This is a genomic window from Pseudomonas sp., from assembly GCF_030698175.1.
Lineage (GTDB): Bacteria > Pseudomonadota > Gammaproteobacteria > Pseudomonadales > Pseudomonadaceae > Aquipseudomonas.
On sequence record NZ_JAUYNT010000017.1, the window covers coordinates 129,232 to 145,813 of the forward strand.

The 16,582-nt window shown below is 58.2% G+C and carries 17 protein-coding genes and 1 pseudogene; 13 read left to right on the forward strand and 5 right to left on the reverse strand.

What is annotated here, in order from left to right; genetic code table 11:
* Positions 1-19 precede the first annotated feature (19 nt).
* Entirely contained in the window at positions 20-499 is a 480-nt protein-coding gene (locus tag Q8R10_RS08415; RefSeq protein WP_305652799.1) for a YajQ family cyclic di-GMP-binding protein, read from the forward strand.
* Positions 500-556: 57 nt separating this feature from the next.
* On the opposite strand, the gene Q8R10_RS08420 is transcribed toward Q8R10_RS08415, so the two are convergent.
* Both Q8R10_RS08420 and Q8R10_RS08425 read right to left on the reverse strand, forming a co-directional pair.
* Complete coding sequence (locus Q8R10_RS08420) at positions 557-2,086, reverse strand: AmpG family muropeptide MFS transporter (RefSeq protein WP_305652976.1); 1,530 nt, start codon at positions 2,084-2,086, stop codon at positions 557-559.
* A 104-nt stretch (positions 2,087-2,190) separates the two neighbouring features.
* Positions 2,191-2,568: an MGMT family protein gene (locus Q8R10_RS08425; protein WP_305652801.1), complete on the reverse strand. Its 378-nt coding sequence runs from the start codon at positions 2,566-2,568 to the stop codon at positions 2,191-2,193.
* Here Q8R10_RS08425 and Q8R10_RS08430 point away from each other — a divergent pair.
* A complete protein-coding gene (locus Q8R10_RS08430) occupies positions 2,567-3,580 on the forward strand; it encodes a DUF481 domain-containing protein (RefSeq protein ID WP_305652803.1) in 1,014 nt (337 codons plus the stop codon). The two genes, Q8R10_RS08425 and Q8R10_RS08430, sit on opposite strands and share 2 nt — an antisense overlap.
* Before the next feature lie 87 nt (positions 3,581-3,667).
* On the opposite strand, the gene Q8R10_RS08435 is transcribed toward Q8R10_RS08430, so the two are convergent.
* Positions 3,668-4,426 (reverse strand): SDR family oxidoreductase, encoded by a 759-nt coding sequence (locus tag Q8R10_RS08435; RefSeq protein ID WP_305652805.1) that lies wholly within the window; start codon positions 4,424-4,426, stop codon positions 3,668-3,670.
* Positions 4,427-4,531: 105 nt separating this feature from the next.
* On the opposite strand from Q8R10_RS08435, the gene Q8R10_RS08440 reads away from it, so the two are divergent.
* The 11 genes and pseudogenes from Q8R10_RS08440 to Q8R10_RS08485 all read left to right on the forward strand — a co-directional run bounded on the left by Q8R10_RS08440 (position 4,532) and on the right by Q8R10_RS08485 (position 12,204).
* Complete coding sequence (locus Q8R10_RS08440) at positions 4,532-5,263, forward strand: HugZ family protein (protein ID WP_305652807.1); 732 nt, start codon at positions 4,532-4,534, stop codon at positions 5,261-5,263.
* A gap of 67 nt (positions 5,264-5,330) precedes the next feature.
* Positions 5,331-5,783 carry an FxsA family protein gene (locus Q8R10_RS08445; RefSeq protein ID WP_305652808.1) on the forward strand — a complete coding sequence of 151 codons (453 nt, stop codon included), beginning with the start codon at positions 5,331-5,333 and terminating at the stop codon, positions 5,781-5,783.
* Positions 5,784-5,879: 96 nt separating this feature from the next.
* Complete coding sequence (locus tag Q8R10_RS08450) at positions 5,880-6,026, forward strand: hypothetical protein (RefSeq protein ID WP_305652810.1); 147 nt, start codon at positions 5,880-5,882, stop codon at positions 6,024-6,026.
* Positions 6,027-6,070: 44 nt separating this feature from the next.
* A pseudogene (locus Q8R10_RS20835) lies at positions 6,071-6,148 on the forward strand (membrane protein FxsA); the annotation flags it as partial.
* 190 nt (positions 6,149-6,338) lie between these two features.
* The gene (locus Q8R10_RS08455; protein ID WP_305652812.1) at positions 6,339-6,632 is read left to right on the forward strand and encodes a co-chaperone GroES; all 294 of its coding nucleotides are present in this window, start codon (positions 6,339-6,341) and stop codon (positions 6,630-6,632) included.
* A 98-nt stretch (positions 6,633-6,730) separates the two neighbouring features.
* Positions 6,731-8,374 carry a chaperonin GroEL gene (gene groL, locus Q8R10_RS08460; RefSeq protein ID WP_305652814.1) on the forward strand — a complete coding sequence of 548 codons (1,644 nt, stop codon included), beginning with the start codon at positions 6,731-6,733 and terminating at the stop codon, positions 8,372-8,374.
* Between the two features lie 176 nt (positions 8,375-8,550).
* Positions 8,551-9,234: a response regulator transcription factor gene (locus Q8R10_RS08465; RefSeq protein ID WP_305652816.1), complete on the forward strand. Its 684-nt coding sequence runs from the start codon at positions 8,551-8,553 to the stop codon at positions 9,232-9,234.
* The gene (locus tag Q8R10_RS08470) at positions 9,224-10,498 is read left to right on the forward strand and encodes a HAMP domain-containing sensor histidine kinase (RefSeq protein ID WP_305652818.1); all 1,275 of its coding nucleotides are present in this window, start codon (positions 9,224-9,226) and stop codon (positions 10,496-10,498) included. The genes Q8R10_RS08465 and Q8R10_RS08470 overlap by 11 nt, the downstream gene beginning before the upstream one ends.
* A 77-nt stretch (positions 10,499-10,575) precedes the next feature.
* The gene (locus Q8R10_RS08475) at positions 10,576-11,259 is read left to right on the forward strand and encodes a class I SAM-dependent methyltransferase (protein WP_305652820.1); all 684 of its coding nucleotides are present in this window, start codon (positions 10,576-10,578) and stop codon (positions 11,257-11,259) included.
* A gap of 16 nt (positions 11,260-11,275) precedes the next feature.
* On the forward strand, positions 11,276-11,974 hold the full coding sequence (locus Q8R10_RS08480; RefSeq protein WP_305652821.1) for a lipopolysaccharide kinase InaA family protein: 699 nt from the start codon (positions 11,276-11,278) through the stop codon (positions 11,972-11,974).
* A 2-nt stretch (positions 11,975-11,976) separates the two neighbouring features.
* Positions 11,977-12,204, forward strand: coding sequence for a hypothetical protein (locus tag Q8R10_RS08485; RefSeq protein WP_305652823.1), 228 nt, complete (start codon positions 11,977-11,979; stop codon positions 12,202-12,204).
* 60 nt (positions 12,205-12,264) lie between these two features.
* Here Q8R10_RS08485 and Q8R10_RS08490 read toward each other — a convergent pair whose 3' ends face one another.
* Positions 12,265-15,309 (reverse strand): multidrug efflux RND transporter permease subunit, encoded by a 3,045-nt coding sequence (locus tag Q8R10_RS08490; protein ID WP_305652825.1) that lies wholly within the window; start codon positions 15,307-15,309, stop codon positions 12,265-12,267.
* A 29-nt stretch (positions 15,310-15,338) separates the two neighbouring features.
* Positions 15,339-16,544, reverse strand: coding sequence for an efflux RND transporter periplasmic adaptor subunit (locus Q8R10_RS08495; RefSeq protein ID WP_305652826.1), 1,206 nt, complete (start codon positions 16,542-16,544; stop codon positions 15,339-15,341).
* Positions 16,545-16,582: the final 38 nt, after the last annotated feature.

The following is a 16,582-nucleotide window of genomic DNA, read 5'->3' on the forward strand; positions in this document are numbered from 1 at the left end:
ATTATTGTGGAGAAAACCCATGCCCTCGTTCGACGTGGTGTCCGAATTGGATAAACACGAAGTCACCAATGCCATCGATAATGCCAGCAAAGAGCTGGAGCGGCGTTTTGATTTACGTGGCAAAGGCAGTTTCGAGCTAAAAGACCTGGTCATTGACCTGACTGGCGAAGCCGATTTTATTCTTGAGCAAATGAAGCCGATTCTCGAGCAGTCGTTGATCAAGCGCAAAATTGATGTCCAATGCCTGGAGTACAAAGACGCTTTCCCTTCGGGCAAAGGCGTTAAGCAAGAAGCGACCCTGCGCGAGGGGATTGATAAGGAGCTGGCGAAGAAGATCGTCGCCCATATCAAAGACAGCAAGCTGAAAGTTCAAGCCGCCATTCAGGGCGAGCAAGTGCGGGTAACCGGTAAGAAGCGCGATGACCTGCAAGAAGCCATGGCCGCCTTGCGTGCCCGCGATTTCAGCATGCCATTGCAGTTTAATAACTTTCGCGACTGATACTTAGTCAAAGTTATGGCCGCACGCCGCAAAAGGTCGACTTCGAGTCGGCCTTTTTTATTCCTGACGGTTGTCGCCGCTGGCTGGCGCCATTTGTTTGCGCCACTGCAGGGCGACCAACAGCAACGTTGGTATCCCGAGCAGGGCGGTGACCAGAAAGAATTGCGCGTAACCCAATTTTTCCACCATGACTCCCGAGTAACCGCCGATCAGCCGTGGCAGTAACAGCATCAGTGAGCTGAGCAGGGCGTATTGGGTGGCGGAGAATTTCAGGTTGGTCAGGCTCGACAAATAGGCGACAAAGGCCGCAGTGGCCAGGCCTGAGCTGAAGTTGTCGAAGGAAATACTGACCATCAGCATTTGCAGATGCGGGCCCATGTCAGCCAGCAGCACAAATAACAAATTAGTCGCCGCCGACGTCACTCCGCCGATAAACAGGATCGGCATGATGCCAAACCGCATGATCAGCACCCCGCCGAAACCGGCGCCGAACAGGGTCATAACCAGGCCAAAAATCTTGCTGACGCTGGCGATCTGCTCCTTGGTAAAGCCTTGGTCGATATAGAACACGTTGGCCATTACGCCCATCACGGTGTCGGACATGCGATAGGTGGCCACCAGCCCCAGCAACAGAAAAGCCTGCCAGCGATAGCGCAAGATAAAGTCGTTAACTGGCGTCAATACCGGTGCCAAGCCGCGCCGGCCGCCCGTTGATAAACACAACGCGGTGAGGACGCTGTACAGCAGCGCGCGCATAAGCGCGCGATCATCGCGCAGTAACTCGAACAGGCTGATTTCGCCGTTGATCACGCTGGCAAAGTCGCTGTGATAGAACTGGGTAAACATCGCCGGTACCGAGATCAGCAGCACTATCAGCACCAGTACCGAGATCAGTTGGTGGCTGAGGCCGTAGCGTTCGGCCGACAGCTGGGTGCGCAGCGGCAGCGGTGGCTCGCGCATCCACAGGGTGGTGATCAGCCCCGGCAGCATCAGCATGGCAAACAGCATGTAGGTGCTGGCCCAGGCGCCGTGCTGATAGCTCAGGCTGGAGGCGCCAAACCAGTCGGCAAAATACAGCGCCCCCGCCGTGGCCAGCAGGGCCGCGACCCGGTAACCGGCCATGTAGCTGGCAGCCAGCGCGGCTTGATGACTGTCGTCGGCGATCTCCAGGCGATAGGCATCCACCGCAATGTCTTGGGTCGCGGAGGCAAAGGCCACCACCACGGCAATCGCAATCAGCCCATTGAGGTGTAGCTTGGGGTCGCAAAAAGCCATGGCTACCAAGCCCAAGGCGACCAATGTTTGCGATAACACCAGCCAGGAGCGGCGCCGGCCCAGGCGACCCAGGATGGGTAAACGCCATTGGTCGAGCAGTGGCGACCAGACCCATTTAAACGCATAGGCCAGGCCGATCAAGCTGGCAAAGCCGATGGTTTCCCGGGCGATACCGGCCTCGCGCAGCCACACCGACAGCGTTGAAAACACCAGCATATAAGGCAGGCCTGCGGCGAAGCCGAGCAGCAGCAGGGCTAGCGAGGCCGGCGTGGCGTAGGCGGCGAGGGCGGCGCGCCAGCTTTTCGGCGGCATGGCGCGCGAGCTTTGGTCAGACATAAAACGAGCCTGCGGTGTGCGGGCAGGCGCTAAAGGCTGCCGGGGTTGCAATCGAGGCCCGCACTTTAACTGCTGCGCGCCTACGGGCGCCAGCCATGCCGGCGGATATCAACCCTATCGTTAGTCAGGTAAATGCCTTCTTCGCGCAGCCGTTGGCGTTGTTCGTCGCCACTTAGCGTGCCCTGCGCCAGGCTTAGGTGGCCGCTGGCAGCTATCACTCGGTGCCATGGTAAGGTTGAGCCGGATGGCAGCTGGCTGAGGGTGCGGCCAACCCAGCGCGCCGCCCGACCGAGGCCCGCGAAGGCGGCTAACTGCCCGTAACTGACCACACAGCCGCTGGGTATCTGCGCCAAGCTCAGGTACAGAGCCTCCCGTCGGGCGGCTGCGCTTGCCGATGGCGGGTTGCTACAGGCATGCTGCCGGCCCTTTTGCTGTTCCGCATACTCTTGGTTGCTCATGTTACTGCGTACTCTGTTGATATTTTTGAGCTGTTCACTGGCGTTGCCAACGCTGGCCGATACGGTGTGGTTAAACAATGGTGACCGGCTTAGCGGTGACATTATTTTGCTGGATGGCGGCAAGTTGGCGCTAAAAACCAAGTATGCCGGCCGGGTGCTGATTGACTGGGCGGATATTGACACCCTCAGCTCTGATCAGCCGCTGTTGGTTAAGCGTTCAGGCTTTGAGGGGCAACACAGCCAGCGCCTGCAAGCCGCCGAAGCGGGTCAGGTGCAAGTGCTCAATGGCCAGAGCCAAACCGTCGCCCTGGCCGACATTAAGCAGTTAGTGCCGCCACGGCCGCTGATCAACGATTTCGTCTGGGAAGGCAATCTGGACGCCAAGCTCGAACTTGAGCGCAATCAGGATGACACCGACGAGTTCAAGCTTAAGGGCGATAGCCGTGTCAGTCATGGGGCCTGGCGGCATGTAGTCAAGGGCGAGCTTGAGCATGAGACGAAAAACACGCAAAAGGTCGAGCAAAACTGGCAGCTCGATTACGACCTCGACCGTTTTATCACTGAGCAATGGTTTGTGCGCAGCAGCCTGCACGAGGAGCGCAATGAGTTTGAGTCAATCGACCGCAAGAGTTCTTACGGTATTGGCCCAGGCTACCGATTCTGGGACGATGAACTGGGGCGTTTTGAGCTGATTGCTCAGTATCAGCGCTACCGGTTGCATGCCGATGTCTCTGCGGCCTATCCGGGTGACATCAGTTTCGATGCCGGCAGCATGGAGTGGGATTACAAGCGCTTGTTGGCGGGCACCCGGGTCGAGCTTTACAGCACTGGCCAGTTGGCCTTGCCGCTGATTGATCAGGTTGACTACGTGTTCGAGGGCGAGGCGGGTTTGCGTTACCGGGTCAATGAGTGGGCGCGGATTTCGCTGCTGTATGAGCTCAATCAAACCCGCGGCCTGGGGCAGACTTCGGCGGATCGCCAATACATGCTGGGGTTGGGGATTGGCTGGTAGCTGGCGCAGCTCTAGCTTGCGTCGATAAAAAAGCCCCGCAGTCAGGTCGAGTGCGGGGCTTTTTGGTTGTTGCGTACGGGGCTGTGATTACAGACGCAGGCCGCCGTCTAGCTCAAGGATACGACCGGTGTAGTAGTCGTTTTCTAGGATGTAGGCCACCGAGTGAGCGATTTCGGCAGGCTTGCCCATGCGCTTAAGTGGAATGCCGGAGCACATGCGCTCCAGGGCTTCGGGCTTCATGCTGGCAACCATTTCGGTCTCGATAAAGCCGGGTGCCACGCCCGCCACGCGGATGCCATAGCGTGCCAGCTCTTTGGCCCAGACCACGGTGTCGGCCGCAACGCCGGCTTTGGCCGCCGAATAGTTGGCCTGGCCGATGTTGCCGGCACGGGATATCGAGGAGATATTAACGATTGCGCCTTCGTTCTTCAGCTCAATCATCTTCGCCGCTACTTCGCGGGTGCAGAGGAACACGCCGGTCAGGTTGACGTCGATCACCGCTTGCCACTGGGCCAGGCTGAGTTTGGTCATCTCGCCATCTTTGACCTTGATGGTCAGGCCGTCGCGCAGAATCCCGGCATTGTTGACCAGGCCATTGATGGCGCCGAAATCGGCGGCAACCTGTGCGACCATATGGGTCACTTGTTCTTCATTGGCGACGTTGCACAGGTAAGCGCGGGCTTCAACGCCAGCGGCCTTGCACACGGCCACGGCTTCATCGAGTGTCTCTTGGTTGAGGTCGACCAGTGCCAGCTTGACGCCTTTGCCGGCCAGGTATTCAGCCATGGCTCGACCCAGACCCTGGCAGCCGCCGGTGATGATGATGACCTTGTCTTGTAATTGCATAGGTTGTTCCCCCAATGGTTAAAGCTAATTGCCCCGTTGGTGCCGCAGGACCTGAGTGCTGAGCGCCTGTCCGTTTATGACGAATTCTGTACGAGGAGTCACAAGTTGAGCGTTAAGACGATAAAGCATGCCCGAGAATTGCTGCTCAAGGAATACCAAGCAGTGCTTTCGACCCATTCTAAAGTTATGCCGGGCTTCCCATTCGGATCAGTGGTGCCTTATTGCCTCGACGATCAAGGTCGGCCGCTGCTGCTGATCAGCCGGATTGCCCAGCACACCCACAACCTGCAACTGCAGCCCAAGTGCTCGTTGCTGGTCGGTGAGCGTGGCGTTGCGGATGTTCAGGCCGCAGGCCGCTTGACCCTGCTGGCCGAGGCCAAGCAACTGGAAGATGACGCCGAAATAGCGGCTGCTGCCGCCCGCTATTACCGCTACTTCCCCAATGCGCAAAGCTACCACCAGGCCCATGATTTTGATTTCTGGCGGCTCGAACCGGTGCGCTGGCGCTATATCGGTGGTTTTGGCGCGATTCATTGGCTCGATGAGGTGGCGCTGGCCAACCCTTTTGCCGGTGCGCAAGAGCAAAGCATGCTGGCGCATATGAATGCCGATCACGCCGCGGCCATTGCGCACTATGTAGCGCTCAACGGCCTGCCCATGGAGCCAGTCGCGCAGTTGGTCGGGCTCGACAGCGAGGGTATGCATCTGCGCATCGGTGCGGTGCTGCATTGGTTGGCCTTCCCGCAGCCTTGCGTCACGCCCCTTGAGGTGCGTCAGGCCTTGGTGACGCTGGCGCGGGCCGACGCTTGGCCGACCGGTGGGGCCTTGCCGGCTTGAATTTGTCTGCGGTTGCCATCATTTAATAACCCTAGCAAGTGCTACTTGCGTTTAAGGATTGCTTTTAATGCGCGTTTTTTTGCTGCTGTTTTTGCTGTTTCCAGTACTGGAACTGTATGTCTTCACCCAGGTGCAGGCGGCGATTGGGTTTTTCCCCGCGTTGCTGCTGATTATTGCAGGGGTGCTGCTGGGCAGCGTGCTGCTGCGCATCGCCGGCCTTGCCACGGCATTGCGTGCCCGTGAGCGCCTGGCCCGTGGCGAGCTGCCTGAGCAGGAAATGTTCGAGGGTTTGCTGATTGCGGTGGGTGGCGGCTTGCTGCTGTTGCCGGGTTTTATCAGCGACATTTTCGGGCTGTTCTGTTTGTTGCCCTTTACCCGCCGCTTGCTGGTGAATAAGTTGCGCCGGCGTGCCGCCGAGCAGGCGCTGCGTCAACGCGCCTTTGCCGATGACCTGCAGACGCGCACCGGGCAGCGCCCGCCGAACGTCATCGAGGGTGAGTTCGAGCACCGCGACTCCTGAAGTTTTTTAGCTTCATCCTTGCACTGCCAAGCGCGGCCATCATGGCCGATGACCTGCAGGCGCGCACCGGGCAGCGCCCGCCGAACATGATTGAGGGTGAGTTCGAGCACCGTGATTCCTGAAGTTTTTAGCTTCATCCTTGCACTGCCAAGCGCGGCCATCATGGCCGGCGACCTGCAGGCACGCACCGGGCAGCGCCCGCCGAACGTGATTGAGGGTGAGTTCGAGCACCGCGATTTCTGAAGTTTTTTAGCTTCATCCTTGCACTGCCAAGCGCGGCCATCATGGCCGGCGACCTGCAAGCACGCTCCGGGCAACGCCCGCCGAACGTCATCGAGGGCGAGTTCGAACACCGTGATTCCTGAAGTTTTTTTAGCTTCATCCTTGAAATACCGGGCGATGCCCTTATGTAGTTGTCACCGCAAGGTTTGTGTCGGCAACGACACTCAGTCTTCTGCGTGCAGCTCGCTGCGCGCAACCGGCAACGCCGGATGCATTAACCAGCCGGCATGTGGCCGGCGGCTTTAAACCACCTTACTTGGGAGATAGTCGACAATGAAACTTCGTCCTCTGCATGACCGCGTCGTAATTCGTCGCAGCGAAGAAGAATCGAAAACCGCAGGTGGCATCGTGCTGCCGGGTTCTGCTGCCGAAAAGCCGAACCGTGGTGAAATCCTGGCTGTTGGTACCGGCAAAGTGCTGGACAACGGCGAAGTGCGCGCCCTGGCCGTTAAGGTTGGCGACAAGGTGGTGTTTGGCCCGTACTCCGGCAGCAACGCCATCAAAGTCGACGGCGAAGAGCTGTTGGTGATGGGCGAGAGCGAAATTCTTGCCGTAGTTGAAGACTAAGCAGTTGAAAGCTAAGTGCGCGCTGACGCTTGCCGGCTGAAACCAGCCCAAGGTCGCGACGAATTCTGTTCCACGAAACGAATTGAGGCATAACCATCATGGCTGCAAAAGAAGTTAAGTTTGGCGATTCCGCCCGTAAGAAAATGCTCGCCGGTGTCAACGTTCTGGCTGACGCAGTAAAAGCCACCCTCGGGCCTAAAGGCCGTAACGTGATCATCGAGAAGAGCTACGGCGCGCCAACCATCACCAAAGACGGTGTGTCGGTGGCCAAAGAAATCGAGCTGAAAGACCGCTTCGAAAACATGGGCGCCCAGCTGGTTAAAGACGTGGCCTCCCGTGCCAACGACGACGCTGGCGACGGCACCACCACCGCTACCGTATTGGCTCAGTCGATCGTTAACGAAGGCCTGAAAGCCGTCGCTGCCGGCATGAATCCGATGGACCTGAAGCGCGGCATCGACAAGGCGACCATCGCCATCGTTGCTCAGCTGAAGTTGCAATCCAAGCCATGCGCTGACACCAAGGCAATCGCTCAGGTTGGCACCATCTCGGCCAACTCCGACACCTCGATCGGCGACATCATTGCCGAAGCCATGGAAAAAGTCGGCAAAGAAGGCGTGATCACCGTTGAAGAAGGCTCGGGCCTGGAAAACGAACTGTCGGTTGTTGAAGGCATGCAGTTCGACCGTGGCTACCTGTCGCCGTACTTCATCAACAAGCCAGACACCATGGTCGCTGAGCTGGACGGTCCGCTGATCCTGCTGGTCGACAAGAAGATCTCCAATATTCGTGAAATGTTGCCAGTGCTGGAAGCCGTGGCTAAAGCCGGCCGTCCATTGCTGATCGTCGCCGAAGACGTTGAAGGCGAAGCCCTGGCGACTCTGGTAGTCAACAACATGCGCGGCATCGTTAAAGTCGCTGCCGTTAAAGCCCCTGGCTTTGGCGACCGTCGTAAGGCCATGTTGCAAGACATCGCCGTGCTGACTGGCGGTACCGTGATCTCCGAAGAGATCGGCCTGAGCCTGGAAAGCGCCACCCTGGAGCACCTGGGTAATGCCAAGCGTGTGATTCTCAGCAAAGAAAACACCACCATCATCGACGGTGCTGGTGTGCAAGCTGATATCGAAAGCCGCGTTGCGCAGATCCGCAAGCAAGTTGAAGACACCTCGTCCGACTACGACAAAGAGAAGCTGCAAGAGCGTCTGGCCAAACTGGCTGGCGGTGTTGCCGTGATCAAGGTTGGCGCCGGTTCCGAAGTGGAAATGAAAGAGAAGAAAGCCCGCGTTGAAGACGCCCTGCACGCTACCCGTGCAGCCGTTGAAGAAGGCGTGGTACCTGGCGGCGGCGTAGCACTGGTGCGCGCTCTGCAAGCCATCGAAGGCCTGAAAGGCGAGAACGCCGATCAGAACGTCGGTATCGCTCTGCTGCGTCGCGCCGTTGAAGCACCGCTGCGTCAGATCGTCGCCAACTCCGGTGACGAGCCAAGCGTAGTAGTCGACAAGGTTAAGCAAGGTACGGGTAACTACGGTTACAACGCCGCCACCGGCGAGTACGGCGACATGATCGAAATGGGCATCCTCGACCCGGCTAAAGTGACTCGTTCTGCTCTGCAGGCCGCAGCCTCGATCGCCAGCTTGATGATCACCACCGAAGCGATGATTGCTGAAATTGTTGAAGATAAGCCATCCGCCGGCGGTATGCCGGACATGGGCGGCATGGGTGGTATGGGCGGCATGATGTAACTTCGCAGCCCTGCGAAACCCAAAAGCCCTGGCATTTGCCGGGGCTTTTTTGTGCCTGATGAATTTTAATCGACGGGATTGAAGGTAAAAACTTTGCCCTGGCAAGCTTAAGTTCGGCTTAAGCTCGCGTGCGGACAATGGGCCAGAACCCAGCTGGCGTAATTACGGGAGAGCCCATGCGGATTTTACTGGTTGAAGATAATCGCGACATTTTGGCCAATCTGGCCGACTTCTTGGAGCTCAAAGGCTATAGCGTCGACTGCGCCCAGGATGGTTTGTCCGGCCTGCACCTGGCGGCGAGCGAGCATTACGATCTGATCGTGCTGGATGTGATGCTGCCCGGTTTGGATGGTTACACCCTGTGCAAGCGTTTGCGTGAGGAGGCGCGGCGCGCTACCCCGGTGATCATGCTGACCGCCCGCGATCAGCTGGACGACCGTCTGCAAGGGTTTCGCGCCGGCGCCGATGACTACCTGTTAAAGCCCTTTGCCCTGTCTGAGTTGCTGGCGCGCATCGAAGCGGTGCTGCGCCGTGCGCAAGGTGGTGGTCGGCGTTGCCTGGAGGTGGGCGATTTAGCCTACGACCTGGACACCCTTGAAGTAACCCGTGCGGGACGCTTGCTCAAGCTTAATCCGGTCGGGCTAAAGCTCTTGGCGGTATTGATGCAAAAGAGTCCGCACGTACTGCGCCGTGATGTGCTGGAAGAAGCCCTGTGGGGGGACAACTGCCCGGACAGCGACAGTTTGCGCAGTCATATCCATCAACTGCGCCAGGTGATTGATAAACCCTTTGCTCATGCGCTGCTGCATACCGTGCATGGCGTTGGTTATCGCTTGGTGGAGGCGGCCGATGGAGTTTAAGCAAGGCCTGTCCCAGCGCATTGTTATCGCGTTTGTATTGATGACCTTGCTGGTCGGCGGGGCTTTTAGCTGGGGCATTATGCAAGCGGTGCATGTCATGGAGGAGCGCTTGCTCTCGGGCGTGCTGCGTGGCGATTTGGACCGCATGTTGCTGATGAGCAACATTGAAGATTGGCGACATAAGCCCGAGCCCGATCAGTTGTTTTATTTTTCCGGCGGTCCCGGAAAATTTGCCTTGCCGAGCTACCTGCAAGATTTGCCGCTGGGCTTTCAAGAGGCCTTTCACGGCAAGTTTTCTTATCACGCCTTCGTTCGCCAAGTTACCGGGCGTCAGTATGTATTGCTGCAAGATCAGAGCAGTTTTGAGGATCGCGAGCAGGCCTTGTACTCGGTGGTGCTGGTCGGTTTTATCGTCAGTATTGGCCTGGCCATGCTGCTCGGTTGGTTGCTGTCGCGCAAAGTGATTGAGCCGGTGGTGCGCCTCGCACAGCAAGTCCGCGAGCGCGATCAGTTGCTGGCGTTGGCACCCCCATTGGCGCCCGATTATGCCAACGATGAGGTCGGGCAATTAGCCGCCGCTTTTGATGACACCTTGGGCTTGTTACGCCACGCGCTCAAGCGCGAGCAGTTGTTCACCAGCGACGTCAGTCACGAGTTGCGTACGCCCTTAATGGTGTTGGCCAGCTCCTGCGAGTTGTTGCTAGAAAATCCCAGCCTCGATGCCCGCGCGCAAGCTCAGGTGCAGCGCATCGGTCGCGCCACGGACGGTATGCGTGAGCTGGTGCAAACCTTTCTGTTGCTGGCGCGCGAGCCGGAGCAGGACTCAGATCTGTCGAGTCAGCGCAGCCTCGGCAGCATCGCCGATGAGTTGGTGCAGCAATGGCGCGAACCGGTGGAAAGCAAGGGCCTGGAGTTTTGCTATCAGCGCGGCGACGCTACCGAACAGCGCTTTAACGCGGTGTTTTTGCATTCGGTACTGGGTAATTTGCTGCGTAATGCCTGGCATTACACCAATACCGGGCAAATCACGCTGCGCCTGCACGTCTTGGGTTTTGTGGTGGAGGATACCGGCATCGGTATTAGCGAGGCCGAGCGTGAGAATATTTTTGAACCCTTTGTGCGGGGAACGACCGCGCGTGGTGACGGTCTAGGCTTGGGGCTTTCCCTGGTGCGGCGGATCTGCCTCAGTCAGGGCTGGCGTGTTGAGTTGTCGGCCATGCAGCCCCAGGGTTGTCGCTTTGAGGTGAATTTACTGGGGGTTTGACGGTTTTTTCACGCAGGGCTCATTCGACTCTGACATTCTTGGCCTCAAGAGCGGCAAATACTAAGGGGTGCCAATTGATGAAAAAAGCCGAAGTCGAACTCGATTTTTCGGAAAAATACACCCGTGAACATGCCGAGCGCTATTTGCGCAAACACAGCACTGGCTTGACGCGGCGACTGTCCACTTGGCGTGAGGTGCAAATTGCCCGGCAGGCGTTGAAATCGGCTGGTGAACCCCAGCAGGTGCTGGACTTACCCTGTGGCGCCGGGCGGTTTTGGCCGATGTTGGCTGAGCAACCTGGCCGCAGCATTATCGGCGCGGATAACTCTGCCGACATGCTTGCCGTGGCCTGTCAGGGCCAGCCGCGCGATGTGGTGGCGCGGGTAAGACCGATGCAGACCTCGGCCTTTGAGATTGATTTGCCGGATAACGGCGTCGATAGCGTATTCAGCATGCGCTTGCTGCATCACATCGGCCAGCCACAAGACCGTTTGCGCATGCTGCGAGAGTTTCATCGGGTCAGTCGTGATAGCGTGATTCTTTCGTTATGGGTCGATGGCAACTACAAGGCCTGGAAAAAGGCTCGCGGTCGCAAGCGCTTGGACATGGCGGCCGATGGCAGCCGCTATCAGAACCGCTTCGTTATTCCGGCCAAAACCATTGAAGCTGAGTTTCGCGAAGCGGGATTTACCGTGCAGGAACACTTAGACTTCATTCCGCTTTATGCCATGTGGCGTATTTATATTTTGCGTAAAGCTTAAACTTCGGAGCCAATCGATGCCTGCTGACGTCAATGCCTTACTGAAACTGCCTAACACTGAAGCTTTTGATCAATGGTTGGCGCTCCCCGGTGAATGGGTGGAGGAGCCCAATGTGCGGCGTGGCGGTGAAAGTGGCGTCAAACGTGTCATCAGCGCCGCCGGTAAGATGCTTTATCGCAAGCAGCAAGTTGGACATATCTATCGGTCCTTGCTGCACCCCTTTGGTTATCCGACGGCGATGCGTGAGCGCAAAGTTCTGCTGGCTTGCGCGGCTCTCAAGGTCATAGTGCCGGCCCTGGTGTATGCCGAGTGCCGCAAAGTTGACGGGGTTTGGCAGGCGCTGTTGATCACTGAAGCGCTGGAGGGCTTTAGCAGCCTTGAGGAGTTTTATGCCCGCGGGGATGAACAGCTCTGGGGTGAGGCCTTGCATCTGCGTGTTCTGCAGGAGGTAGGCGCTTGCTTGGCGCGCTTTAACCTGGGGCGTTGGCAGCATGGTTGCTTGCGCATGAAGCATGTTTTTGTTCGGGTGCAGGGCGAAACAATCGAAGTCGCCTTGCTGGATCTGGAAAAAAGTCGGCAGCGGTGGCGGGCCAAAAGTGCCGCACAACATGACATCAAGCAGCTCAAGCGCCATTCGTCGTGGAGCACGGCTCAGTGGCAGGCTTTCATCTATGGTTACGAAACCACATTTGGCAGCTCTTTCAAGGGGATGTGACCGTGAAGCTAGAAATCGCTAGAGGTTTGTTTCTGATCGCGGCACTCAGCACCAGTGTTATGGCGCTGACTGCTTGGGCCGAGCCTGCGCCACAGGTGCTCAGTGGTTTGAGTCCACAAAGCCACTGCCGCATGCCGGCCAATGCCCGCAGTAAAATGCAGGCGCCCGCGCGACCGGATCAAGACCTGTTGTTAGTGATGTTTAGCTTGTCGCAAGCGCTTAAATCTTGACTGCATAACGCCATAAACCAAGCCCCGATGTCGGGGCTTGGTTATTTTTTGGGTTTCGTTTTAGGCGTTTACGGTGCTGTTTTCGGGATCTGGCTTGGCCAGCAGGCTGTAAACGCACGGCAGTACGAACAGGGTGAAGAGAGTGCCGACCGACATACCGGTGGCTATCACTAAGCCTATGTCGTAGCGGCTGACGGCGCCGGCGCCGCTGGCCAGAATCAGCGGCAGCATGCCAAACACCATGGCGGCGGTGGTCATCAGTACCGGCCGCAAGCGGATCGCGGCTGCTTCTTCGACGGCCTCGCGCGGGCTCAAGCCTTTCTCGCGGCGCAGTTGATTGGCGAACTCGACGATCAGGATGCCGTGTTTGGTGATCAAGCCAATCAGTGTCACCAGCCCGACCTGGGTGTAGATGTTCATGCTGGAGAAGCCCAGGAACAACGGAATCAATGCGCCGCAGATCGACAGCGGCACAGTCACCAAAATCACCAGCGGGTCACGGAAGCTCTCAAACTGTGCGGCCAGCACCAAGAAGATCAAAGCCAGGGCCAGAGCGAAGGTCAGGTACAGCGCGCTGCCTTCTTGCACGTACTGACGCGAGGCGCCGGCGTAATCGAAGGCATAGCCGGGCGGCGCCTCCTCTTCGGCGATCTGCCGCACGGTCGCTATGGCATCGCCCATGCTGACGATTGGGAAACCCTGGATGATGGCCGAGTTAAGCTGCTGAAACTGGTTCAGCTGAGTCGGTCGCGCGCGGTCACGCACCTTGATCAGGGTCGACAGCGGCAGCATCTGGCCGTCGCTGTTTTTCACGTAATAGCTGTTGAGCCACTCGGGATTGTCGCGATAGGCGCGCTCGACTTGGGCAATCACCTTGTAGCTGCGCCCATCGATGGTGAACCTATTGATCTCACCCTCACCGAGCAAGGTGGCCAAGGTGCTGCCGAGATCCTCCATGGATACGCCCATCTGCGCGGCTTTTTCGCGGTCGATCTCAACCACCACTTCGGGCTTGTCGAAGGCCAGGTCAACGTCCAGAAAAGCGAATTTACCCGACTCCTGAGCGCGCTTTTTGATCCGCTCGGTGACTTGCAGCAGCGACTCGTAATCGTTCGGCGTATTGATCACAAACTGAAACGGCAGCCCTTCACCAGTGCCCGGCAGGGCCGGCAAATTAAAGCCGAAGATCTGTAAGCCCGGAATCTGCGCGAGCCGTGCCTGCACCTCGGGCAGAATTTCCATCTGCGTGCGTTCACGTTCATCCCAGGGCTTGAGCAGGAAACCGCCAATGCCGGATTGCACACCGTTGAAGCCGTTAATTTGAAAGGATGAGTAGTACTCCGGGAACTCTTTAAAGATTTTTACAAACTGCTCGGTATAGGCATTCAGGTAATTGAGGTTGGTCGGCTGTGGCGCGGTGGCCATCAGAAACACGATGCCTTGATCCTCATCCGGGGCCAGTTCGCTCTCGGTAAACATCAGCAGCAGCGGAATCAGGCACAGCACTATGGCGGCAAAGGTCAGCACCACCGGCCGGGTGTCCAGGGTGGTGTGCAGGGCGCGTTGGTAGCGTTGCTTGAGCCGCTCGAAGAGTTGATCGAGACGATGGGCAAAGCCCGAAGGATTTTCTTCATGGCGCAGCAGCAGTGAGCACATCATCGGCGACAGGGTCAGGGCGACTATGCCAGAGATCACCACGGCGCCGGCCAGGGTCAGGGCAAATTCCTTGAACAGCGCACCGGTCAGGCCTTCAAGAAAACCAATGGGTGCATACACCGCGGCCAGGGTCACGGTCATGGTCACCACCGGCACGGCGATCTCGCGGGCGCCTTCGATGGCGGCATCCAGCGGGGTTTTGCCCTGCTCGATATGGCGGTGAATGTTCTCCACCACCACGATGGCGTCGTCGACCACCAGCCCGATCGCCAGCACCATGGCCAGCAGGGTCAGCAGGTTGATCGAGTAGCCCATCAACTGCATAAAAAACAGCACGCCGATCATCGACAGCGGGATGGTGATCACCGGGATCAGCACCGAGCGCAAGGCGCCCAAAAACAAAAACACCACCACTATGACGATTAACACGGCTTCAAACAGGGTCTTGATCACCTCATCAATCGAGGCCTGGATGAATTGGGTGGCGTCGTAGGCAATCGAAACCTTCAGGTTGGGCGGTAATTGCGCGGCCAGTTGCGGCAGCACCTTGCGCACTTCTTTGATCACATCCAGCGGGTTGGCGCTGGGCGTGGCCTTGATGCCGATATAGACGGAGGGGGTGCCGTCGAACGAGCTGATCGAATCGTAGTTTTCCGCGCCCATCTCCACCCGCGCCACATCGCTGATCAACACCCGGCGGTCGCCGAGGGTTTTTAGCGGAATGGCGGCAAAGGCTTCGGTGGATTTCAGCTCGGTTTCGGCATTGATGCTGGTGACTACATATTGGCCTTTCACCTCGCCAGCGGCGGCGAGGAAGTTGTATTTACGCACGGCTTCGCTGACGTCATCGGCGGTCAGGCCAAAGGCGGCGAGCTTGACCGGGTCGAGCCACAGGCGCATGGCAAACACCTGGTTGCCGAGAATTTCTGCCTCGGCCATGCCCGGCAGGGTGGCCAGCTTGGGCTGAATGACCCTTGAGAGGTAGTCGGTAATCTGCGGATTGCTCAGCTCATCGCTGTAAAAACTGATGTACATCAGCGCCGAGGAGTCGGCGGCCTCTTTGCTCAGTACCGGGTCTTCGGCATTCGGCGGTAGCTGGTTTTTAACCTCGCTGGCTTTGGCCAGTAGTTCGGTGAACATGCGGTCGCTGTCGGCGCCAATACGCGCATAGATCGAGATGATCGACACGTTCTGTCGGCTCACCGAGGTCATGTAATCGATGCCTTCGGCGCTGGCCAGGCTCTGCTGCAGCGGCTGGGTGATGTAGCCCTGAATGGTCTCGGCATTGGCGCCGGGGTAGGCGGTGGTTACCGTGATCAAGGCGTTTTCCATCTGCGGATATTGGCGGATGGTCAGTTTGCTGAAGGCTTGAAAGCCCAGCAGGATGATCAGCAAGCTGACCACAGTCGCCAATACCGGGCGACGGATAAAGGGGTCGGTAAAAGCCATGCAAAGAGTTCCTTGGCGCAGGCGCCTAATCAGTTGGCGGCAGACGGGCTAGCGGGAGCTGGCGTCGTGGCCTGGTCTGCAACCAGGCTGACACTGGCGCCGTTATCGAGCTTGAGCTGGCCGGCAGTGACGATTTGCTCGCCGGCGCGCAAGCCTTTGCTGATGATCACCAGTCCATCGCGGCGCTCGCCGGTGCTGACAAAGCGCCGCTCAACCACCAGGGATTGTTGCGGCTCTACCGCTTCTGGGGCCTTGGCTAAACCCAGCCAGCAGAGCAGTTGCCCGGCGCTTGAGGTGCAGGGGTTGCTGGCGGCCGGCTGCTCTTTTGGCCCAACCACATACAGGCTGTTGCCGTAGAGGGTGAAGGTGATGGCGGTTTCTGGCACCACCACTTGCTTGGCCTGGCTGGCGAGCAGCACTTGCAGGTTGGCAAACATGCCGGGCAGTAGCTTGGCGTCAGGATTGGCGAGCAGGGCGCGCACTTGCAGATTGCGCGTGCTGACCTCGACTTTGGGGTTAATGGCGGTGATCTCGCCAATAAACACCTCGCCGGGATAGGCCGCCACGCTGATCCGTACCTGTTGGCCCAGCGCCAATTGCGGCACGTTTTGTTCAGGCAGATAGAAGTCGACAAACAGTTTCGATAGGTCCTGCAGGGTTGCCACCGTGGTGCCGGAGGTGACGAAATCGCCGACATCGACCTGGCGGATGCCGATAGTGCCGGCGAATGGCGCAATGATGCGCTTGCGCTCCAACAAGGCGTTCAGCTGTGCCACGCGGGTGATGGATTTTTGCAGCTCGGCGCTTAAACGGTCGTATTCGCTCTTGGACAGCGCTTGGCGCGCCAGCAGGTTTTTGCCGCGCTCATGCTCAACTTGCGCCAAAGCCAGTTCGGCTTGTTCGGTGGCCAGGCTGGCTTGCTCTACCACGCTGTCTAATTGCAACAGTGGCTGGTTGAGGCTGACTTTTTCACCTGAGCGAAACGCCAAGTGCTTCACTGTGCCGGCGGCTTCGACGGTCAAGTCGACACCTTGAAACGCCTTGAGGCTGCCGATGGCTGGCAAGCGGCTTTGCCACAGTTGTTCACTGGCGGTTGTGGCGCTCACTGCGATGAGCGGGGGTGGGGCGGAGAATTGCTGAATTTGCTGGTAGATAGAGACAAATTTGGCAGCGGCGAGGGCGAGTACCACAAGGGTGACCACGCTCAGCATGGTTAGCAGGCGACGGCGCAACATATTCCAGATCCTTGGCTTGGGGCGGTAGGCAAGCCTGG

Coding starts and splice junctions, on each gene's coding strand:
- Q8R10_RS08435 (WP_305652805.1), bottom strand. CDS start 4,426: ATGCAATTACAAGACAAGGTCATCATCATCACCGGCGGCTGCCAGGGT.
- Q8R10_RS08425 (WP_305652801.1), bottom strand. CDS start 2,568: ATGAGCAACCAAGAGTATGCGGAACAGCAAAAGGGCCGGCAGCATGCC.
- Q8R10_RS08475 (WP_305652820.1), top strand. CDS start 10,576: ATGAAAAAAGCCGAAGTCGAACTCGATTTTTCGGAAAAATACACCCGT.
- Q8R10_RS08415 (WP_305652799.1), top strand. CDS start 20: ATGCCCTCGTTCGACGTGGTGTCCGAATTGGATAAACACGAAGTCACC.
- Q8R10_RS08430 (WP_305652803.1), top strand. CDS start 2,567: ATGTTACTGCGTACTCTGTTGATATTTTTGAGCTGTTCACTGGCGTTG.
- Q8R10_RS08495 (WP_305652826.1), bottom strand. CDS start 16,544: ATGTTGCGCCGTCGCCTGCTAACCATGCTGAGCGTGGTCACCCTTGTG.
- Q8R10_RS08470 (WP_305652818.1), top strand. CDS start 9,224: ATGGAGTTTAAGCAAGGCCTGTCCCAGCGCATTGTTATCGCGTTTGTA.
- Q8R10_RS08455 (WP_305652812.1), top strand. CDS start 6,339: ATGAAACTTCGTCCTCTGCATGACCGCGTCGTAATTCGTCGCAGCGAA.
- Q8R10_RS08445 (WP_305652808.1), top strand. CDS start 5,331: ATGCGCGTTTTTTTGCTGCTGTTTTTGCTGTTTCCAGTACTGGAACTG.
- groL (WP_305652814.1), top strand. CDS start 6,731: ATGGCTGCAAAAGAAGTTAAGTTTGGCGATTCCGCCCGTAAGAAAATG.
- Q8R10_RS08480 (WP_305652821.1), top strand. CDS start 11,276: ATGCCTGCTGACGTCAATGCCTTACTGAAACTGCCTAACACTGAAGCT.
- Q8R10_RS08420 (WP_305652976.1), bottom strand. CDS start 2,086: ATGCCGCCGAAAAGCTGGCGCGCCGCCCTCGCCGCCTACGCCACGCCG.
- Q8R10_RS08490 (WP_305652825.1), bottom strand. CDS start 15,309: ATGGCTTTTACCGACCCCTTTATCCGTCGCCCGGTATTGGCGACTGTG.
- Q8R10_RS08465 (WP_305652816.1), top strand. CDS start 8,551: ATGCGGATTTTACTGGTTGAAGATAATCGCGACATTTTGGCCAATCTG.